Annotated in this window: 15 protein-coding genes; 9 read left to right on the top strand and 6 right to left on the bottom strand. The window is 67.7% G+C overall.

The annotated features are described in order from the left end of the window. Positions 1 to 96 precede the first annotated feature (96 nt). From YWM_RS0109245 to YWM_RS0109235, 3 genes are read left to right on the top strand one after another with little or no spacing between them, the layout of a single operon-like run. Positions 97 to 888: an enoyl-CoA hydratase/isomerase family protein gene (locus YWM_RS0109245; RefSeq protein ID WP_052344708.1), complete on the top strand. Its 792-nt coding sequence runs from the start codon at positions 97 to 99 to the stop codon at positions 886 to 888. Then, a complete protein-coding gene (locus YWM_RS0109240) occupies positions 885 to 2,540 on the top strand; it encodes an AMP-binding protein (RefSeq protein ID WP_028850495.1) in 1,656 nt (551 codons plus the stop codon). The genes YWM_RS0109245 and YWM_RS0109240 overlap by 4 nt, the downstream gene beginning before the upstream one ends. Before the next feature lie 9 nt (positions 2,541 to 2,549). Further along, entirely contained in the window at positions 2,550 to 3,437 is an 888-nt protein-coding gene (locus YWM_RS0109235; protein WP_028850494.1) for an HpcH/HpaI aldolase/citrate lyase family protein, read from the top strand. Between the two features lie 110 nt (positions 3,438 to 3,547). Here the strand turns inward: YWM_RS0109235 and YWM_RS0109230 are convergent, their stop codons facing one another. Together YWM_RS0109230 and YWM_RS0109225 are read right to left on the bottom strand one after the other, a co-directional pair. Further along, positions 3,548 to 4,669, bottom strand: coding sequence for an NDMA-dependent alcohol dehydrogenase (locus YWM_RS0109230; RefSeq protein ID WP_028850493.1), 1,122 nt, complete (start codon positions 4,667 to 4,669; stop codon positions 3,548 to 3,550). Positions 4,670 to 4,924: 255 nt separating this feature from the next. Beyond that, positions 4,925 to 5,842 (bottom strand): alpha/beta hydrolase, encoded by a 918-nt coding sequence (locus YWM_RS0109225; RefSeq protein ID WP_028850492.1) that lies wholly within the window; start codon positions 5,840 to 5,842, stop codon positions 4,925 to 4,927. Between the two features lie 185 nt (positions 5,843 to 6,027). On the opposite strand from YWM_RS0109225, the gene YWM_RS0109220 reads away from it, so the two are divergent. Together YWM_RS0109220 and YWM_RS22835 are read left to right on the top strand one after the other, a co-directional pair. Continuing rightward, positions 6,028 to 7,653 (top strand): flavin-containing monooxygenase, encoded by a 1,626-nt coding sequence (locus YWM_RS0109220; protein WP_052344707.1) that lies wholly within the window; start codon positions 6,028 to 6,030, stop codon positions 7,651 to 7,653. A 27-nt stretch (positions 7,654 to 7,680) separates the two neighbouring features. Further along, positions 7,681 to 7,980 carry an EthD family reductase gene (locus YWM_RS22835; RefSeq protein ID WP_052344706.1) on the top strand — a complete coding sequence of 100 codons (300 nt, stop codon included), beginning with the start codon at positions 7,681 to 7,683 and terminating at the stop codon, positions 7,978 to 7,980. Between the two features lie 59 nt (positions 7,981 to 8,039). On the opposite strand, the gene YWM_RS0109210 is transcribed toward YWM_RS22835, so the two are convergent. From YWM_RS0109210 to YWM_RS0109200, 3 genes are read right to left on the bottom strand one after another with little or no spacing between them, the layout of a single operon-like run. Beyond that, positions 8,040 to 8,807 carry a crotonase/enoyl-CoA hydratase family protein gene (locus tag YWM_RS0109210; RefSeq protein ID WP_028850490.1) on the bottom strand — a complete coding sequence of 256 codons (768 nt, stop codon included), beginning with the start codon at positions 8,805 to 8,807 and terminating at the stop codon, positions 8,040 to 8,042. Then, positions 8,804 to 9,562 (bottom strand): SDR family NAD(P)-dependent oxidoreductase, encoded by a 759-nt coding sequence (locus YWM_RS0109205; protein ID WP_028850489.1) that lies wholly within the window; start codon positions 9,560 to 9,562, stop codon positions 8,804 to 8,806. The genes YWM_RS0109210 and YWM_RS0109205 overlap by 4 nt, the downstream gene beginning before the upstream one ends. Positions 9,563 to 9,599: 37 nt before the next feature. After that, positions 9,600 to 10,805 carry a thiolase family protein gene (locus YWM_RS0109200; RefSeq protein ID WP_028850488.1) on the bottom strand — a complete coding sequence of 402 codons (1,206 nt, stop codon included), beginning with the start codon at positions 10,803 to 10,805 and terminating at the stop codon, positions 9,600 to 9,602. Positions 10,806 to 10,948: 143 nt separating this feature from the next. On the opposite strand from YWM_RS0109200, the gene YWM_RS0109195 reads away from it, so the two are divergent. From YWM_RS0109195 to YWM_RS0109180, 4 genes are read left to right on the top strand one after another with little or no spacing between them, the layout of a single operon-like run. Then, the gene (locus YWM_RS0109195; RefSeq protein ID WP_211232467.1) at positions 10,949 to 12,100 is read left to right on the top strand and encodes an acyl-CoA dehydrogenase family protein; all 1,152 of its coding nucleotides are present in this window, start codon (positions 10,949 to 10,951) and stop codon (positions 12,098 to 12,100) included. A 43-nt stretch (positions 12,101 to 12,143) separates the two neighbouring features. Further along, entirely contained in the window at positions 12,144 to 13,286 is a 1,143-nt protein-coding gene (locus YWM_RS0109190) for an acyl-CoA dehydrogenase family protein (RefSeq protein WP_245565984.1), read from the top strand. After that, entirely contained in the window at positions 13,286 to 14,035 is a 750-nt protein-coding gene (locus YWM_RS0109185) for an SDR family NAD(P)-dependent oxidoreductase (protein WP_028850485.1), read from the top strand. The genes YWM_RS0109190 and YWM_RS0109185 overlap by 1 nt, the downstream gene beginning before the upstream one ends. A gap of 19 nt (positions 14,036 to 14,054) precedes the next feature. After that, complete coding sequence (locus YWM_RS0109180) at positions 14,055 to 14,852, top strand: amidohydrolase family protein (protein WP_028850484.1); 798 nt, start codon at positions 14,055 to 14,057, stop codon at positions 14,850 to 14,852. Between the two features lie 379 nt (positions 14,853 to 15,231). Here the strand turns inward: YWM_RS0109180 and YWM_RS0109175 are convergent, their stop codons facing one another. Beyond that, positions 15,232 to 16,494: a cytochrome P450 gene (locus YWM_RS0109175; RefSeq protein WP_028850483.1), complete on the bottom strand. Its 1,263-nt coding sequence runs from the start codon at positions 16,492 to 16,494 to the stop codon at positions 15,232 to 15,234. Between the last annotated feature and the right edge of the window lie 205 nt (positions 16,495 to 16,699).

Here is a 16,699-nt window from a genome sequence, read left to right as displayed (position 1 = left end):
GCGCCATCGCGTCCCATGGCGAACCATTGCCTGGTGCCGTAACCTCCAGGTAATGTTGATTATGAACAGCATCAATAGGTTCGCGTGAGGAGCGCTGTGGGCAGCATCGAGGTAGCCGAGCGTCGCAACGTCGTATGGATAACGATCAACGCGCCGGAACGGCGCAACGCCTACGACTTGGACATGGCGCGGGCCATGATCGCCGCGATCGAGGACGCCGCCGAGGCCCACGCCGTGGTGATCACCGGCGCCGGTGGCAGCTTCTGCGCCGGAGGTGCCCTCACCCAGCTCGGCGACCCGGACCCGGCGCAGCTGCGTCGCCTGTTCACCACGTCGGCTCGCCTGCTCGACACGATCCGCGCCTGTCCTAGGCCGGTGATCGCGGCGGTCGACGGTCCGGCCGCGGGTGGTGGGAACGAGCTGGTCGTCGCCTGTGACTTCGCGATCGCCACCGAGCGGTCCACGTTCGGTCAGACCGGCCCCAAGGTCGGCTCCGCGCCGGTGCTCGGCGCCACCAATCTGATGGCCGTCCAGATCGGCGAGCGGCGCGCCAAGGAGATGGCGATGCTGTGCCGCCGCTATACGGCCGCCCAGGCGCTCGAGTGGGGTCTGGTCAACGAGGTGGTTCCCGACTACGGGCTGGAAGCGGCCGTCGAGCGGTGGCTCGACGAGATCGACGCGTTGAGCCCTCGTTACCTCGAGATCGCCAAGACCAGCAGCAACCAGTGGTGGAACCAGTCGAAGGACAACATGTCTGCCAACCTCGGTTCGCTGATCCAAGCCATCGGCAGCGAAGACATGCGCGAGGGCGCTCGTGCGTTCCTGGAGAAGCGCAAGCCGGACTTCCGTGGACTCCGCCGCAACTCAGACGAAGGACGGGACCAGTGACCTTCCGCTACTACCGCGACCTGAAGCCCACGTTCACCGATCGCTCCCAGTGGGCGCTGCCGACCGTGCTGCGCCACCAGGCCGCCCAGCGGCCCGACGCCGTCTGGCTCGACGTGCCGGAAGAGGGGCTGACCTGGACCTACGCCGAGATGCTCGCTTCGGCCGAGCGGGTCGGACGTCAGTTCCTGGCCCATGGCGCGACCAAGGGCGACCGGGTCGTCATCGTCGCCGCGAACTCCTCCCGGTTCGTGCGCACGTGGGTCGGCACCGCCGTCTCCGGGCTGGTCGAGGTGCCGATCAACACCGCGTACGAGCACGACTTCCTGGCCCACCAGGTGCGCACGGTGGAAGCCAAGTTCGCCGTGATCGACGACGTGTACGCGGAGCGGTTCGTCGCGGTGCAGGAAGCCGCCAAGGACATCACCAAGTTCTGGATCATCGACACCGGTGAGCAGGACAAGGCGATCAAGGTGCTGCGCGAGGCCGGGTGGGAGGCCGCGCCGTGGGACGAGCTCGAGGCCGATCTGCCTGCGGGCAGCGACGTCGAGCTGCCGGAGGTGTACCCACACGACCTGGCGTCGGTGTTCTTCACCTCGGGGACTACGGGCCCGTCCAAGGGTGTGGCCATGCCGCACGCCCAGATGTACTTCTTCGCCGACGAGTGCGTGTCGCTGGTGCGGCTCACCGCTGACGACGCGTGGATGACGGTGACGCCGTTGTTCCACGGCAACGCCCAGTTCATGGCCGCCTATCCGACGATGGTCGCGGGCGCCCGGACGGTCATCCGCCCCCGGTTCTCCGCCAGCCGGTGGATCGACCAGATCCGCGAGAGCCGGGTGACGGTCACCAACTTCATCGGCGTGATGATGGACTTCATCTGGAAGCAGGAGCGGAGGCCCGACGACGCCGACAACCCGCTCCGGGTGGTGTTTGCCGCGCCCACCGCCGCCACGTTGGTGGAGCCGATGAAGGAGCGCTACGGCATCGAGGCGTTCGTCGAGGTCTTCGGCCTGACCGAGACATCGGCGCCGATCATCTCGCCGTACGGGGAGTCGCGGCCCGCGGGCGCGGCCGGCCTGGCCGCGGACGACTGGTTCGACGTGCGCCTGGTGGATCCGGAGACCGACGAAGAGGTGCCGGTCGGGCAGATCGGCGAGCTGGTCGTCCGGCCGAAGGTGCCGTTCATCTGCTCGATGGGCTACTACAACATGCCGGACAAGACGGTCGAGGCGTGGCGCAACCTGTGGTTCCACACCGGGGACGCGCTCAAGCGGGACGAAGAGGGCTGGTTCTACTTCGTCGACCGGTTCAAGGACGCGCTGCGCCGTCGCGGCGAGAACATCAGCTCGTACGAGATCGAGACCGCCATCCTGGCGCACCCGGCCGTACTGGAGACCGCGGTGATCGCCGTCCCGGCCTCCACGGAGGCGGGGGAGGACGAGGTCATGGCCTACGTCATCACCTCCGAGCCGGTCACGCCGGAAGAGCTGTGGGAGCACTGCGACGGCAGGATCCCGTCGTTCGCGGTGCCGCGTTACCTGCGCTTCGTCGACGAGCTGCCCAAGACGCCGTCGCAACGGGTGCAGAAGGCCAAGCTGCGCGAGCTCGGCGTCACGCCGGACACCCACGACCGGACACCGGACGGCCGCTGAGGAGCTGACGTGCACCCTTATCGCTCGATTCTGTTCGTTCCCGCCCACAAGCCCGCCTGGGCGGAGAAGGCCCTGGCTTCGGGGGCCGACTGCATCGTCGTCGACCTCGAGGACTCGGTGCCGGAGCACTTGAAGGAGTCCGCTCGCGACTCGGCCCGGCAGATCCTGGCGGACCTGCGCGGCAAGTCGTCCCGGGTCGGCCTGTTCGTTCGGCCCAATGCGCTCGACACCCAAAAGGCGGGCGCTGATCTGGAAGCCGTGGTGGGGCCCGAGTTGAACGGCCTGTTCACCCCGAAGATCCGCAATGCCACCGACGTGCTGCGCTGGGAGACCCTGATCGACTGGTTCGAGGCGCGCAACGGCGCCGACGGTCTGGAGATGATCGTCCCGGTGGAGATGGTCGACGCCATCAACAACGCCATCGAGATCGCCGGGGCCTCCCCGCGCGTCGGCGCGATGATCGGCCCGACTTCCGAGCACGCCGACATCGCCAGGGCGGTCGGGTACCGGCAGTCCCGCGAGGGCAGCGAGACCCTGTATCTGCGCAGCCGGATCCTGCTGGCCTGCCGCCAGTTCGGCCTGCACCCGTTGACCGGGTTGTGGGAGGACCTGGAGGACCTCGACGGGCTGCGTGCGTTCGCCGACTACGGGCTGCAGCTCGGCTTCCGGGGGCAGATCCTCATTCATCCCTCGCACGTGCCGGTGGTGCACGAGGTCTACACGCCCTCCGACGAGGAGGTCGCCTACCACGAAGAGCTCGTCGCGACCGTGGAGAAGGCGATCGCCGAGGGGCATGGGGCCGTCAGGTTCCGTGGCACGCACGTCGACATCGCCCACATGGAGAAGGCGAAGGACTGGCTGGCGCACGCCAGGCTGGTGCGTGGCGAGGCCGAATGATCAAGACGCCCAGCCCGCGGAGGGGGCGTCTTCCGATGAGTCTCAAGCCGTAGGACTGGCGCGACCTCGTCGACCACGGACGTGATCGCGCCAGTCCTACGGCTGGTGGCTCAGTCGTCGTAGACGATGACGCCGCGAACGTTCTTGCCGTCGCGCAAGTCCTGGAATGCCTGGTTGATGTCCTCCAGCCGGTACTCCTGGGTGATCAGCTCGTCCAGTTTGTGCACACCGCGCCGGTACAGGTCAGCGATCAGCGGGATGTCGTTCTGGGCGTTGGTGGAGCCGTACAGCGTTCCCTGCATGCGCTTGCCCGACATCGCGAACGTGTAGAGATCGAGCTGGATGTCGCGCTGGTTGACCGGGGCCGCCGACGTCACCACCAGCGTGCCGCCCCGGTGGGTCATCTCTTGCGCGGGCTGGATGAACTCCGAGGTCAGCACCCCGACGGTGATGATCACGACGTCGGCGCCCTGACCGTTGGTCAGGTTCGCCACCAGGTCCTGGGCTTCGTTCAGGCTCGCCACCGCGTGCGTGGCACCCAGCTGCTTGGCCAGGTCCCGCTTGTGGTCGGTCGGCTCCACCGCGACCAGGTTCTTCGCGCCCTTCTGTCGTGCGCCCTGGACGGCATTCATGCCGACGCCGCCGGTGCCGATGACGACCACGGTGTCGCCGAGCTGCACATTGCCCGCGTAGACCGCCGAGCCCCAGCCGGTGGGCACACCGCAGCCGATCAGCGCGGCGGACTTCAGCGGGATGTCTTTGTCGATCTTGACCAGCGCGTTGGTCGGCACGGTCACGTACGGCGCGAAAGTGCCCAGGTAGGACATCGCGCCGACGCCTTTGCCGCGGGCGTGGATCCGGTGCGTGCCGTCGGGGGAGGTCCCGCCGAGTACCCCGGCGCCGAGGTCACACATGTTGGCGCGCCCGCTCACGCACATCCGGCACCGCCCGCAGCTGGGCAGGAAGGACAGCACGACGTGGTCGCCGACCTCGAGGTGATCAACGCCCTCGCCGAGCTCGGTGACGACACCGGCGCCTTCGTGGCCACCGAGGATCGGCGCCCAGTCGAGCGGGATGTCGCCGGTGTCGAGATGGTCGTCGCTGTGACAGATGCCGGAGGCGGCGAGCTTGACGGTGGCCTCTCCGCGCTTCGGCGGGTCGAGCTCGATCTCCTCGACGGTCCACCCCGAGTTGGTGCCGGGTTCCCACAGCAGTGCGCCTGGAATCTTCATTGTGCCGTCCTGTCCCGCGTCGTTGCGATTAATCAACCGATCTATTCGATTGATGGCTATGATTTTGTAGCGCGGGAGAGTGAAAGGCAATACTCCAAACGCTTGCCATGGCTGGTCAATCGACCAATACGTATGGCACCACGCCGCGCAAAACCGCAGGTCGGGAGCATAAGAGTGCCCGGCCGCCTGCGGCTCGTGCGCCCGCGGCCGGGCCGTGATGCCTTGCTTGAGTGGAGTGGCCGGGCGGTGGCTCGCTCAGGCCGAGCGTCGAGCGAGCGCGTCGACGACGAGGTCCATGCCCTTCGCCGCTCCGGGCAGCACGTTGGGGAAAGTGAAGAAGCCGTGCATCTGGCCGGGGACCAGATGTTGCTCGACGTCTACGCCGGCCGCGCGCATCAGCTCGGCGTACGCCTCGCCTTCGGATCGCAGTACATCGTGCTCGGCGAGGATGACCAGTGCGGGCGGCACGCCACGGGCGTCGCCCAGCAGCGGGGACGCGGCCGGGTTCTTGCGGTCGTCATGATCGGGGACGTAGGCGTCCCAGAACATCATCATCGCCTCGCGCGTGAGCATGAGGGCGTTCTCCGGGTCGAGGTAGGTCTCGGTGTCGAAGTCCGCGGCCGTCACCGGGTAGATCAGCACCTGAAAGTCGATGTGTGGTTTGCCTTCGCGAGTCGCCTGCTGTGCCAGGACTGCCGCCAGGTTGCCACCGGCGGAGTCGCCGCCGAGCACGAGTTCGCCAGGTCCGGCCAGGTCCTCGCGATGCGCCACCGCCCAGTCGAGGGCCGCGCGGCTGTCCTCGAGCGCGGCGGGGAACGGGTGCTCCGGGGCCTTGCGGTACTCCGCCAGCACGACGGTCATCCCGGTCCGGCTCGCCAGCTGCCTGCACAGCGTGTCGAATCCGTCGAGTGTGCCGAGCATCCAGCCACCGCCGTGCAGGTAGACGAACACGCCCTTGGCGTTGTTCGGGCGGAACACGCGCACCGGGAACGAGCTGCCGTTCGCCTCGAGGGTGACGTCCTGGACCGAGGCGAGCTCGGGGCCCGTTCCGTACAGGGGGGTCAGGCCCGCGTTCATCTCCCGGGCCTGCTCGACGGTCATCTCGTGCAGCGGGGGGCCGCCTGCCGCGGCGGCCTGGGCAAGGAAATCGCGGGTGGCGTCGTCGAGTGCCATGGGTTCCCTCTTTCCGTGCTGTCGGACAGGCCGTCGGCCGCATGCTTCCGCCCGAGCGACCCGAAACTCATCAGGCTAATCATGCATATGAATCTTGTGTAGTCCACCAGTGGGCGGTATCAAACACTGAAAACCATACATATGGTCTACATCATCATTTTCGTTCGGATGCTCAGGAGGAATGCATGGCTGCGGCTGCGGTGGACTCGGCAACAACTGAGCTCGACGTGCTCGTGGTCGGCGCGGGCTTCGCCGGCCTGTACCTGCTCCATCGGCTGCGTAAGGACGGCTTCGCCGTGCGTGCGGTGGAGAGCGCACCCGAGGTGGGCGGCACCTGGTACTGGAATCGGTATCCCGGGGCGCGGTGCGATGTGGAGAGTGTCGACTACTCCTACAGCTGGGACGAACAGCTGCAGCAGGAGTGGGACTGGAAGGAGAAGTATCCCGCGCAAGGCGACATCCTGGCCTATCTCAAGCACGTCGCCGACCGGTTCGACCTGCGCAAGGACATCGACTTCGAAACCACCGTGACCGCCGCGACCTGGGACGGGCAGTCGTGCCGGTGGACGGCTCGCACCAGCGACGGCCGGGAGTACGTGGCCCAGTTCCTGCTGATGGCGGTCGGCTGCCTGTCGGTGCCGAAAGAGATCGACCTGCCTGGCGTGGACGCCTTCGGTGGGCAGGTGTTGCGCACGTGGGGCTGGCCCGAGGGGACCGACCTCGCCGGGCGGCGGGTCTGCGTCGTCGGCACCGGCTCCACCGGGGCGCAAGTCATTCCGGCGCTCGCCGAGGAAGTCGAACATCTGACGGTCGTCCAACGAACGCCCAACTTCGTCATCCCCACACGTAACCGGCCGCTCAGGGAGGGCGAGCTGGAGGCGATCAAGGCCGATTACGTCGCACGCCGTGAGCGCAACCGCAACCATCCAGCCGGTGTGTTCCGGGCGGACAATCCGAAGAACGCGATGGAGGTCGACGAAGCGGAGCGCCAGGCGACCTTCCAGGAGCGCTGGGAAGGCGGCGGGATCAACTTCCTCGGCGCGTTCGCCGACCTGATGTTCGACCAGGCGGCCAATGACGCGATCTGCGACTTCGTCCGCGCCAAGATCGACGAGATCGTCGACGACCCGAAGGTCGCCGAGCTGCTGAAACCGAACTCGTATCCGCTCGGTGCCAAGCGGCCGGTGGTCGCCACCGACTACTACGAGACGTTCAACCGGCCCAATGTCGAACTCGTCGACGTCCGGCAGAACCCCATCGAGTCCTTCACCCCGGCGGGCCTGCGGCTGGCCGACGGCGAGCAGCACGAGTTCGACACCCTCGTACTCGCCACCGGGTTCGACGCGTTCACCGGCGCGTTCACCAAGATGGACATCCGCGGCCGGGACGGATTGCGGCTGCGCGACGTGTGGCGGGAGCACGGCCCCAGGACCTCGCTGGGACTGGCTTCGGCCGGTTTTCCGAACATGCTCATGGTGGCCAACGCGGGCAGCCCGTCGGTGCTGGCCAACATGGTCACGGCCATCGAACAGCACGTCGACTGGATCGCCGAGCTGCTCGACTACATGCGGGTGCGCAACCTGCGCAGCATCGAGGCGGACGAACAGGCGCAGGAGAAGTGGGTCGCCCACGTCGAGGAGGTGGCCAACTCGACGCTGTGGCCCAACGGCGACTCCGGCTCCTGGTATCGCGGCGCCAATGTCGACGGCAAGCCGCAGATCTTCATGCCCTACGCCGGCGGAGTCGTGGAGTACGGCAAGGCATTGGAGCACTCCGCCGCGAACGACTACGAGGGCTTCGTCCTCGCCTGATCCCCGCACCAGGAAGAAGGGACCCGCATGTTCCACATGGTCGTGACCTACAAGCAGCCGGCGAACAAGGACGCGTTCCTGAAGCATTACCGCGACTCGCATGCCGTCAAGGCGAGCCGGATGCCCGGATTGCGCAACTACACCTGGGGTGTCGTCGAGCCACTCGACGGCGGTCCGTCCGACACGTTCCTGGTAGCCCACCTGTCGTTCGACAGCAAGGAGCAGCTGGTGGCGGCGATGGCGTCACCGGAGGGGCAGGCCGCCAGCGCCGACATGGAGGAGCTGCCGCACAACGGCTTCTCGATGCACACCTACGCCGACGCGTGAGGCAAACAGCGAAAGGGTGGCCGGGGAAACACCCCCGGCCACCCTTTTGGTGCGTAAGCTCAGGTCCCGGTCCAGCGGGGCTGGCGCTTCTCGACGAACGCCCGGGCACCTTCCTTGGCGTCCGCCGACTCGCGCACCGGCTGCACGTACTCGTGCTGACGCTCGAACATCTCGTCCAGTGGCCAATCCTGCGAGCGCACGATCACCTGCTTCGAGGCGGCCAGGGCCAGCGGTGCGTTGGCGGCGACCTCGTCGGCCAGCTCGAGCGCGGTGCTGAGCGCGTGGCCCGGATCGGCCAGCCGGTTCACCAGATGCACGTCGGCGGCTTCGGTGGCCGGCCACATCCGACCGGTCAGCACCAGCTCCATGGCCAGGTGATACGGGATGCGACGCTGCAGCCGGAGCAGGCCGCCCGCCGCGGCGGTCAGGCCCCGTTTGACCTCGGGAAGGCCGAACTTCGCCTCGCGGGAGGCCACCACCAGGTCGCACGCCAGCACGATCTCGAAGCCACCGGCCAGGGCGTATCCCTCGACGGCCGCGATGAGCGGCTTGCGCGGCGGTTTCTGCACGAGCCCGGCGAATCCGCGGCCCTCGACGACCGGCCGCTCACCGCGCGCGAAACCCTTCAGATCCATGCCCGAGCAGAACGTCTTGTTCGCTCCGGTGATCACACCGACGCTCAGATCCGGTCGGCTGTCCAGCAGATCCAGCGCGTCGGCGATCTCGTGCGCCATCCGCAGTGACATCGCGTTGCGTGCCTCGGGACGGTCCATCTCCAGCACGAGGACGCGGCCGTGCTCGCTGACCTTCAGTTCCGGCGCGCTCATCGGGGGGACATCCTGATCGCGCCGTCGAGCCGGATCGTCTCACCGTTGAGGTACGGGTTCTCGATGATCTGCTGGGCCAGCATCGCGAACTCGTCCGGTTTGCCCAGCCGGTTCGGGTTGGGGACCTGGGCACCGAGGCGGTCTTTGATCTCCTGGGGGAACCTGGCCAGGATCGGGGTGTCGAACACGCCGGGCGCGATCGTGTTGACCCGGATGTTCTTGTTCGCCAGATCGCGGGCGGCGACCAGGGTCATGCCCACCACGCCCGCTTTGGCGGAGGCGTACGGGATCTGGCCGACCTGGCCCTCCCACGCCGCGACCGAGGCGGTGAGCACGCATGCGCCACGCTCACCGTCCACGGCCTCGTTCTTCGCCATCCGGGTGGCGGCCAGGCGCAGGACGTTGAATGTCCCGATCAGGTTGATGTCGACCAGTTTCCGGTAGAGGTCGAGGTCGCCCGGGGTGCCGTCGCGGTTCACCAGCCGCACGGTGCCGCCCTTGCCCGCGCAGTGCACCAGGGCACGCAGCGGCGCCTGCCGCTCCGCCGCGTCCAGGGCGGCGTCCACCGCCGCCGGGTCGGTGACGTCACCGTGCGCGAACGTCCCGCCGATTTCCGCGGCGAGTTCTTTGCCGAGCTCTTCGTTGAGGTCGAGGACGACCACATGGGCGCCTGCCTTGGCGAGCCGGCGCGAAGTCGCGGCGCCGAGACCGGACGCCCCTCCGGTCACCAGCGCGGAGGCATTGGTGAGGTGCACGGGAATTCTCCTTCGACGGGACAGCGGGTCTGAGTCGTCACAGCCGTTCGATGATCGTGGCGTTGGCCATGCCGCCTGCTTCGCACATGACCTGCAGGCCGAAACGCTGGTCGTTGTCCTCGAGCGCGTGCAGCATCGTCGTCATCAGTCGCGCGCCCGACGCGCCGAGCGGGTGGCCGAGCGCGATGGCTCCACCGCGTGGGTTGAGCCGCTCGGCATCGCCTTTGCAGTCCTTCAGCCATGCCAGCGGCACGGGCGCGAACGCCTCGTTGACCTCGACGTGGTCGATGTCGTCCAGAGTGAGGCCGGAACGCGCCAGTACCTTCTCGGTGGCGGGCATCGGCCCGGTCAGCATCAGCAACGGGTCGCTGCCCACGACCGCCATGCTGTGGATCCGGGCCCGCGGCCGGAGCCCGAGCTCTTCGGCCTTCGCGCGCGACATCATCAGCAGCGCGCTCGCGCCATCGCTGATCTGTGACGAGTTCCCGGCCGTGGTCGACCACGTCACCTGCGGGAACCGCTCGGCCAGCTCGGGCGTGTGGAACACCGGCTTCAGCTCGGCCAGCTTCTCCGGCGTGGTGCCGCGACGGATCGTCTCGTCGGCGGAGACGACGCCGTCCGGGGTGGTCACCGGCACGATCTCGCGTGCGAAGGCGCCTGCGTCCTGCGCGGCGGCGGCCCGCGCGTGCGACTGGGCGGAATACTCGTCGAGCTCTTCCCTGGTGAAGCCCCACTCGGCCGTCACAAGCTCGGACGCGACTCCCTGTGAGACCAGGCCAGGGGCGTAACGCTCACCAACCCCTGCGCCGAACGGGTCCGCCCCCATCCGCGCCGATCCCATCACCACGCGGCTCATCGACTCGACGCCGCCCGCCACGACGATGTCCGCGTCGCCGGAACGGATGGCCTGCACGGCGAAATGGACCGACTGCTGGCTGGAGCCGCACTTGCGGTCGATCGTCGTCGCGGGAACGTGCTCGGGGAATCCGGCCGCGAGCCAGGCCATGCGGCCGGGTGTCGCGGATTGCTCGCCGACCTGCGACACGCAGCCGATGATGACGTCATCCACCGTGCCCGGCTCCACCTGCCCAGCGCGGGCGAGGAGTCCCTGCAGAGTCTGCGCCAGAAGGTCGACCGGGTGTACGCCGCTGAGGGCGCCGCCGGCCTTGCCGCGGCCGACCGGCGTGCGTACCGCGGCCACGATCACCGGATCGCGTGGGCCATCAGGTTGCGGGTGAGCCATGGTTATTGCTTATCATGATTGTCATCTCTGTGTCCACGAGCCAATGGCGTCTCCGGTGTGGTGGGCGGCTGGCCGGAGGGTCGGCTTATTGACACTGGCTCACCAAATCTATAATAATCATTAGCAACCAAGGAGGTGAGTCCGTGTCGGACCAGCACGCGGAGATCCGGCAGCTCGCTGCCCGGGTGGCGAAAGAGATCTACGAGCCCATGGCCGAGTCGCTGGACGTCAACCGCACTCCGCTCCCGAAGCAGGAGCGGCTACGGCTCGGTGACCTCGGGTTCCTGGGGATCGCGCACCCGGAGAAGTACGGTGGAGCCGGCGCCCCGCTCGAGGAGGCGCTGGTGGTCATCGAGGAGCTGGCCAAGGTGTGCCGTCCGGCCGCGTTCCAGGTGTTCGAGTCGAACACCGGTCCGGCGCAGGTGATCACCCACCTCGGTACCGAAGAGCAGCGTGCGCGTTGGCTGCCCGACATCATCAGCGGGCGCAAGACGATGGCCGTGGCCATTTCCGAGCCGCACGCCGGGTCCGCGGCCACCGACATGCGCACCACGGCGAAAGAGGTCGGTGGCAAGCTCGTCATCAACGGCACCAAGCGGTGGATCTCCAACGGCGGCGAGGCCGACCAGTACCTGCTGTACTGCCGGCTGTCGGACGCCCCCGGCTCGAAGGGCATCGGGGCCGTCGTGGTGGAAAAGGGCACGCCCGGGTTCAGCTTCGGGGCCAGCGAGCGGCTGATGGGTTTCCGCGGGATCCCGTCCGCCGACCTGTACTTCGACAACGTCGAGGTGCCGCTCGACGACATCGTGGTCCCGGCGGGCTCGTTCGGCAAACTGTTCGGCATCTTCTCGATCGAGCGCCTGGGCAATACCACCATGAGCCTGGCCATCGGGCAGGCCGCGCTGGACAAGACGTTGCAGTACATCCAGGAGCGCGAGCAGTTCGGCAAGCCGCTGGTGGAGTTCCAGGCGATCCAGGTGATGGTCGCCGACATGGTGCTCGACGTGGAGTCCGCCCGGCTGCTGCGTGACCGGGCGGCCGCTTCCGCCCGGCAGACCGGCATCCCGGACCCGCTCCAGGTCTCGCTGGCCAAGTGTGCCGCCAACGAGATGGCCAAGCGCGTCACCGACTTGGCCATGCAGATTCACGGCGGCAACGGCTACACCGAGGAGTACGGTCTGGAACGCCTGCACCGTGACTCACATGGCTGGGCGATCGCAGGCGGGACGCCGACGATGCAGCGCATCCGCATCGTCTCCGAGCTTCTCGGTCGCAAGTTCGACCAGCGCAGCTGAGCCGTCGCTCGCCGTCAGCACTTTCGAGAAGGGACTCATCATCGTGGAAGCTGGTCAGCTGTTCGACCTCGGTCCGCAGCACCGCAAGGTCCAGGAGTTGGCCCGCGATGTCGCGGCGAAGGTCGAGCCGTTCGCGGCGGAGGCCGACGAGGCGGTCACCGTGCATCAAGGGTGCCTCGAGGCGCTGCGGGCGAGCGGTCTGGCCCGGTACGTGGTCCCGAAGGCCTATGGCGGACATGACGACGTCCTCGACCCGCTGACGATCGCCGTCGTACGGGAGGCGCTGATGTATTCGTCGGCGCACCTCGATTCGATGTTCGGCATGCAGGGCGTGGGCAGCTACTCGCTGTCCGTCGGCGGCGCGGAGGAGCTGAAGCAACAGTGGCTGCCCAAGGTGGCCGCGCTCGACGCCATCGCGGGCCTGGCACTGACCGAGCCCGAAGTCGGGTCCGACCTGCGCGCGATCACCACCACGATGCGGGCCGATGGCGACGAGCTGGTCATCAACGGGCGCAAGTCGTTCATCACCAACGGCGGTGCCGCCGCGTTCTACTGCACGCTCGTGCGGGAAGGCGAAGGCTGGTCGATGGTGCTGGTGCCCGCCGGCACGCCCGGACTCGACATCGTGCGCGGAGCCGACCTCATGGCGCCGCACATTCTCGGTGAGCTGACCTTCACCGATGTGCGGGTTCCCGCCAGCCACCGGCTCGGGGTGCCGGGCAAGGCGTTCTCGCTGATGTTGCAGACGCTGGCCGTGTTCCGGGTCTCCGTCGCGGCTTCCGGTGTCGGCTTGGCGCAGGCCGCGCTCGACGAGGCGAAAGCGCACGTGCTGTGCCGTGAGCAGTTCGGCAAGCCGTTGATCGAGCTCGGCGCGGTGTCGCAGAAGCTGGCTCAGTCGTGGACCGACGTCGAGGCCGCTCGCGCGTTCGTCTACCGGGCCGCGTCGCTGGCCAAGAGCGACCCGCTCGGACACCTCGACTACTCGTCGATGGCGAAAGTGCACGCGACCGAGGCCGCCGCCGCGGTGGTGGACCGGTCGCTGCAGGTCATGGGCCGCTTCGGGCTCGTGCGCGGGTCCAAGATCGAGCGGCTGTACCGCAACGCCCGGCCGCTGCGGATCTACGAAGGCGCCACCGAGGTGCTGCTCGACTCGCTGGCGCGTCGTCTGGCGAAGGGGAGTCGCTGATGGACCTCGGGCTCGACGGCAGCGTCGTCCTGGTCACCGGGGCCAGCCGTGGCCTGGGGGCTGCGATGGCGATCGCCTTGGCCAAGGAGGGCGCCACGGTGGTGGCCGCCGCCCGGTCCACAGACGCCCTGGCTGAGGTCGCCGCACAGGGCGAAGGCCGGATCAGCACGGCAACGGTCGACATGCGCGACGAGTCGTCCGTCAAACAGCTCGTGCCCGAAGTGCTGGAGCGGCACGGCCGTATCGACGGGCTGGTCAACAACGCCGGAATCGCGCCCGCCGGCAAGTTCGCCACGCAGGACCCCGAGGTGTGGAAGGATGCGATGACCGTCAACGTCATCGCTCCCATGATTCTCGCGCAAGCCGCCGGACGGCAGATGATCGAGCAGGGGGCCGGGCGGATCGTCAACATCGCGTCCACCACCGGTGTGCGCGGCAAGCCGTACCTGGTGCCCTACTCGACCTCCAAAGGGGCGGTGGTCCGCTTCACCGAGGCGCTGGCCGCCGAGTGGGCGGCCAAGAACGTGCAGGTCAACTGCATCGCACCGGGTGCGTTCGTGACCGAGGCGCAAAAAGCGGTGACCGAGTCGCCGGAGCTGTACGCCAAGCGGATCGCGAAGATCCCGATGGGACGGATGGCGGACCCGGAAGAGATCGTGCCGCTGACTTGCCTGCTCGTCTCGCCCCTGTCGTCGTTCACCACCGGGGCGATCTTCGTGATCGACGGTGGCGAGTCCGGAAAGCTGTGACGACCGAGAGGATGTCCGCGTGATCATCGACGCCCACACGCACGTCTGGCCCGACAGGATCGCCAAGATCGCGCTCGGCAGCAACCGGGTGCCCGGGCTCGAGGCCCGCGGCGACGGCACGGTCGGCGGACTGACCAGCGACATGGAGCGCAGCGGCGTCGACGTCAGCTGTTGCCTGGCCATCGCCAACGAGGCCCGGCACGTGGACTCGGTGAACCGGTTCGTCGCCGGGATCGCCGACGAGCGGCACGTGCCGTTCGGGACCGTGCATGTCGACCTCAGCGTCGAGGAGAACATCGCCAGCCTCGAGCGGCACGGCGTGCGAGCGGTGAAGGTGCACCCGCTATTCCAGCGGTTTGCCCTGGACGACAAGCGGTTGTGGGAGATCTTCGAGGCGTTCGGCAGCGACTACGTGGTGATCGTGCACGTGGGCGAGGGTGGCGACGCGTACACCAACAGCTTGTCGAGTCCGAAGATGATCCGGGACATCACCCGGCAGTTCCCGGGCCTGCGGCTGATGGCCTGCCACTTCGGCGGCTACAAGATCCTGGACGACGCCGAGGAGATGCTGGCGGGCGCCGATGTGGTGCTGGAGACGTCCTGGCCGCCGTCGCTCGCCCGGCTGCGCCCGGAGCGGGTGCGCAACCTGATCCGCAAGCACGGCGCGGAGCGGGTCATCTTCGGCTCCGACTGGCCGATGACCAGCCCGGGGGACGAGATCCGGGCGATCGAGGCGCTCGGGCTGTCGGACGACGAGACCGAGCGGGTGCTCGGCGGCACGCTGGCGGAACTGCTGGGCGACCGGCTGCCGCACTGACGGATCCAGGCTCCCCGTTCACTCGGAGCCTGTTGGCTTGCGCGCTGCCCGCGTGGCGGGTTCGGCTAGGTCAGGGCCGTCCGCACTACCGGGTCGCGCTACCGCGGCATCGAGTCGGCTCACTTGTCCGCCACGTGATGCCCTGGCGGGCACCGACCCCGTGCTGCGCTCTGATGGCGGCTGGGCACGTCGGCGTTGTCGAATCGCGCCGCTCGTTCGACGAGGTGTACAAGCCAGCCGTCACGGCCGCTGGCGGACGTCTTCTTCACCCCTGGTCCGGGCCGCGCCCAGACAGCACGGCGGCCGGCCGCCCCGCTCACTGACGGGCGACCGGCCGCGCTGCGTTGACGACACCCCCGATGCCGTCAGCACCGTCCGCTTATGGCTTCGCCGGCGTGAACTCCACCAGCAGTTCCGGCACGCTGCGGGTGTACAGGCCGGTTTCTGTCGGGGTGAATCCTTCCTGGTAGCGCAGGTCGTGCAGCTGGTCGAGCACCAGGTTCAGCGCCGTCTGCATCTCCCGGCGTGCCAGCAGCGAACCCACACAGAAGTGCCTGCCCAGGATGAACTGCACGTGGTTGGCCGCGCCGCTGAAGGCCTTCGCGACGTCGAGGTCCTCGCGGAAGATGTTGAACTCGTCCGGATCGGCGAATTGCCGGTCGTCCCGGTTCGCCGCGCTCAGCATCATGATGCACGTCGACCCCCGCGGAATCGTTGTGCCGTGCAGCTCCACGTCGGTCTCGGTCTGCCGCATGATCATGTGCACCGGACCGGAGTGACGCAGCGTCTCGGCGATGGCGTTGTCCACCAGGCTGCGGTCCTTGCGCACCGCTTCGAGCTGGTCCGGGTGGTCGATGAGGTTGCGGATCATGTTCGCGGTGGCCTTGTCCGTCGTCTCACCACCGGCGACCAGTAGCAGGCTGACGAATGCCTTGATCTCCTCGTCGGACATCTGGTGCCCGTCGACTTCGGCCCGGCACAACCTGGTCAGCAGATCATCGCCGTCGCCGTCGCGGCGCTCGGCGATGATCGGCAGCATGTAGTCGCGCAGCTCCTGCCGGGTCTGTTCGGCCCTGGCCGTGATCTCGGGGTCCCCGGCCAGGTTGTTCAGGTGCGCCATGATCGACTGGTACCACTTGTGGAACCGGTCGTGGTCGCTCTTCGGCAGGCCAAGCATGTCGACCATCACGTTGATCGGGAACCACGTGGAGAAGTCCTCGACCAGGTCGGCCCGGCCCGTCTTGGCGATCCCGTCCACCAGCTCCTGGCCCGCTCGCCGGACGACGTCGTCGATCAGCCGCGTGGCGTTCTCCATGATCACCGGCATGAACCGCTCGAGCCCCTTGCCGCGGAAGAACGGGTTCAGCAGGGCCCGGTGCCGCGAGTGCTCGGTGCCCTCCATCTGCAGGATCGTCCGGCCGTGGATCGGCTCCAGCTGCCATTCGTAGTTGCGGCTCGAGAAGTCGGGGTTTCGGAACGCGTTGGCGCAGTCCTCGAAGCGGCTGATCAAGAAACTGTTCGTGGCCTCGTGGTACAGCACCGGGTACTCGTCACGGAGCACTCGATAGAAGCGATATGGGTCCTCGGCGAACTCGGGGGACAGGATGTCCGGGGCCGCGTCGGCCGCTTTCGTGGTGGTCAATCGAGACACCTCGTTGCTCTTCACTGATGCGGTCGTCGGTGGGGATGTAGTGATCCGCCATTAGGCGAATGATGAATACCATACGATTCTATGGCCTGTACCACAACGGCCATTGACTCGAAGTGGTGATGATCGGTCACGGAAAGTGATCGTTGCCAAGCGTGGCATTTACTGATAATGATTGGCCTTAACGCCGACACTCACG

This window comes from Thermocrispum municipale DSM 44069, from assembly GCF_000427825.1.
Taxonomy (GTDB): Bacteria; Actinomycetota; Actinomycetes; order Mycobacteriales; family Pseudonocardiaceae; genus Thermocrispum; species Thermocrispum municipale.
Note: the sequence above shows the minus strand (reverse complement) of the source record. Positions and strands in the feature narration are given on the sequence as shown.

Coding starts and splice junctions, on each gene's coding strand:
- YWM_RS0109220 (WP_052344707.1), top strand. CDS start 6,028: ATGGCTGCGGCTGCGGTGGACTCGGCAACAACTGAGCTCGACGTGCTC.
- YWM_RS0109210 (WP_028850490.1), bottom strand. CDS start 8,807: ATGAGCGCGCCGGAACTGAAGGTCAGCGAGCACGGCCGCGTCCTCGTG.
- YWM_RS0109225 (WP_028850492.1), bottom strand. CDS start 5,842: ATGGCACTCGACGACGCCACCCGCGATTTCCTTGCCCAGGCCGCCGCG.
- YWM_RS0109200 (WP_028850488.1), bottom strand. CDS start 10,805: ATGGCTCACCCGCAACCTGATGGCCCACGCGATCCGGTGATCGTGGCC.
- YWM_RS0109185 (WP_028850485.1), top strand. CDS start 13,286: ATGGACCTCGGGCTCGACGGCAGCGTCGTCCTGGTCACCGGGGCCAGC.
- YWM_RS0109230 (WP_028850493.1), bottom strand. CDS start 4,669: ATGAAGATTCCAGGCGCACTGCTGTGGGAACCCGGCACCAACTCGGGG.
- YWM_RS22835 (WP_052344706.1), top strand. CDS start 7,681: ATGTTCCACATGGTCGTGACCTACAAGCAGCCGGCGAACAAGGACGCG.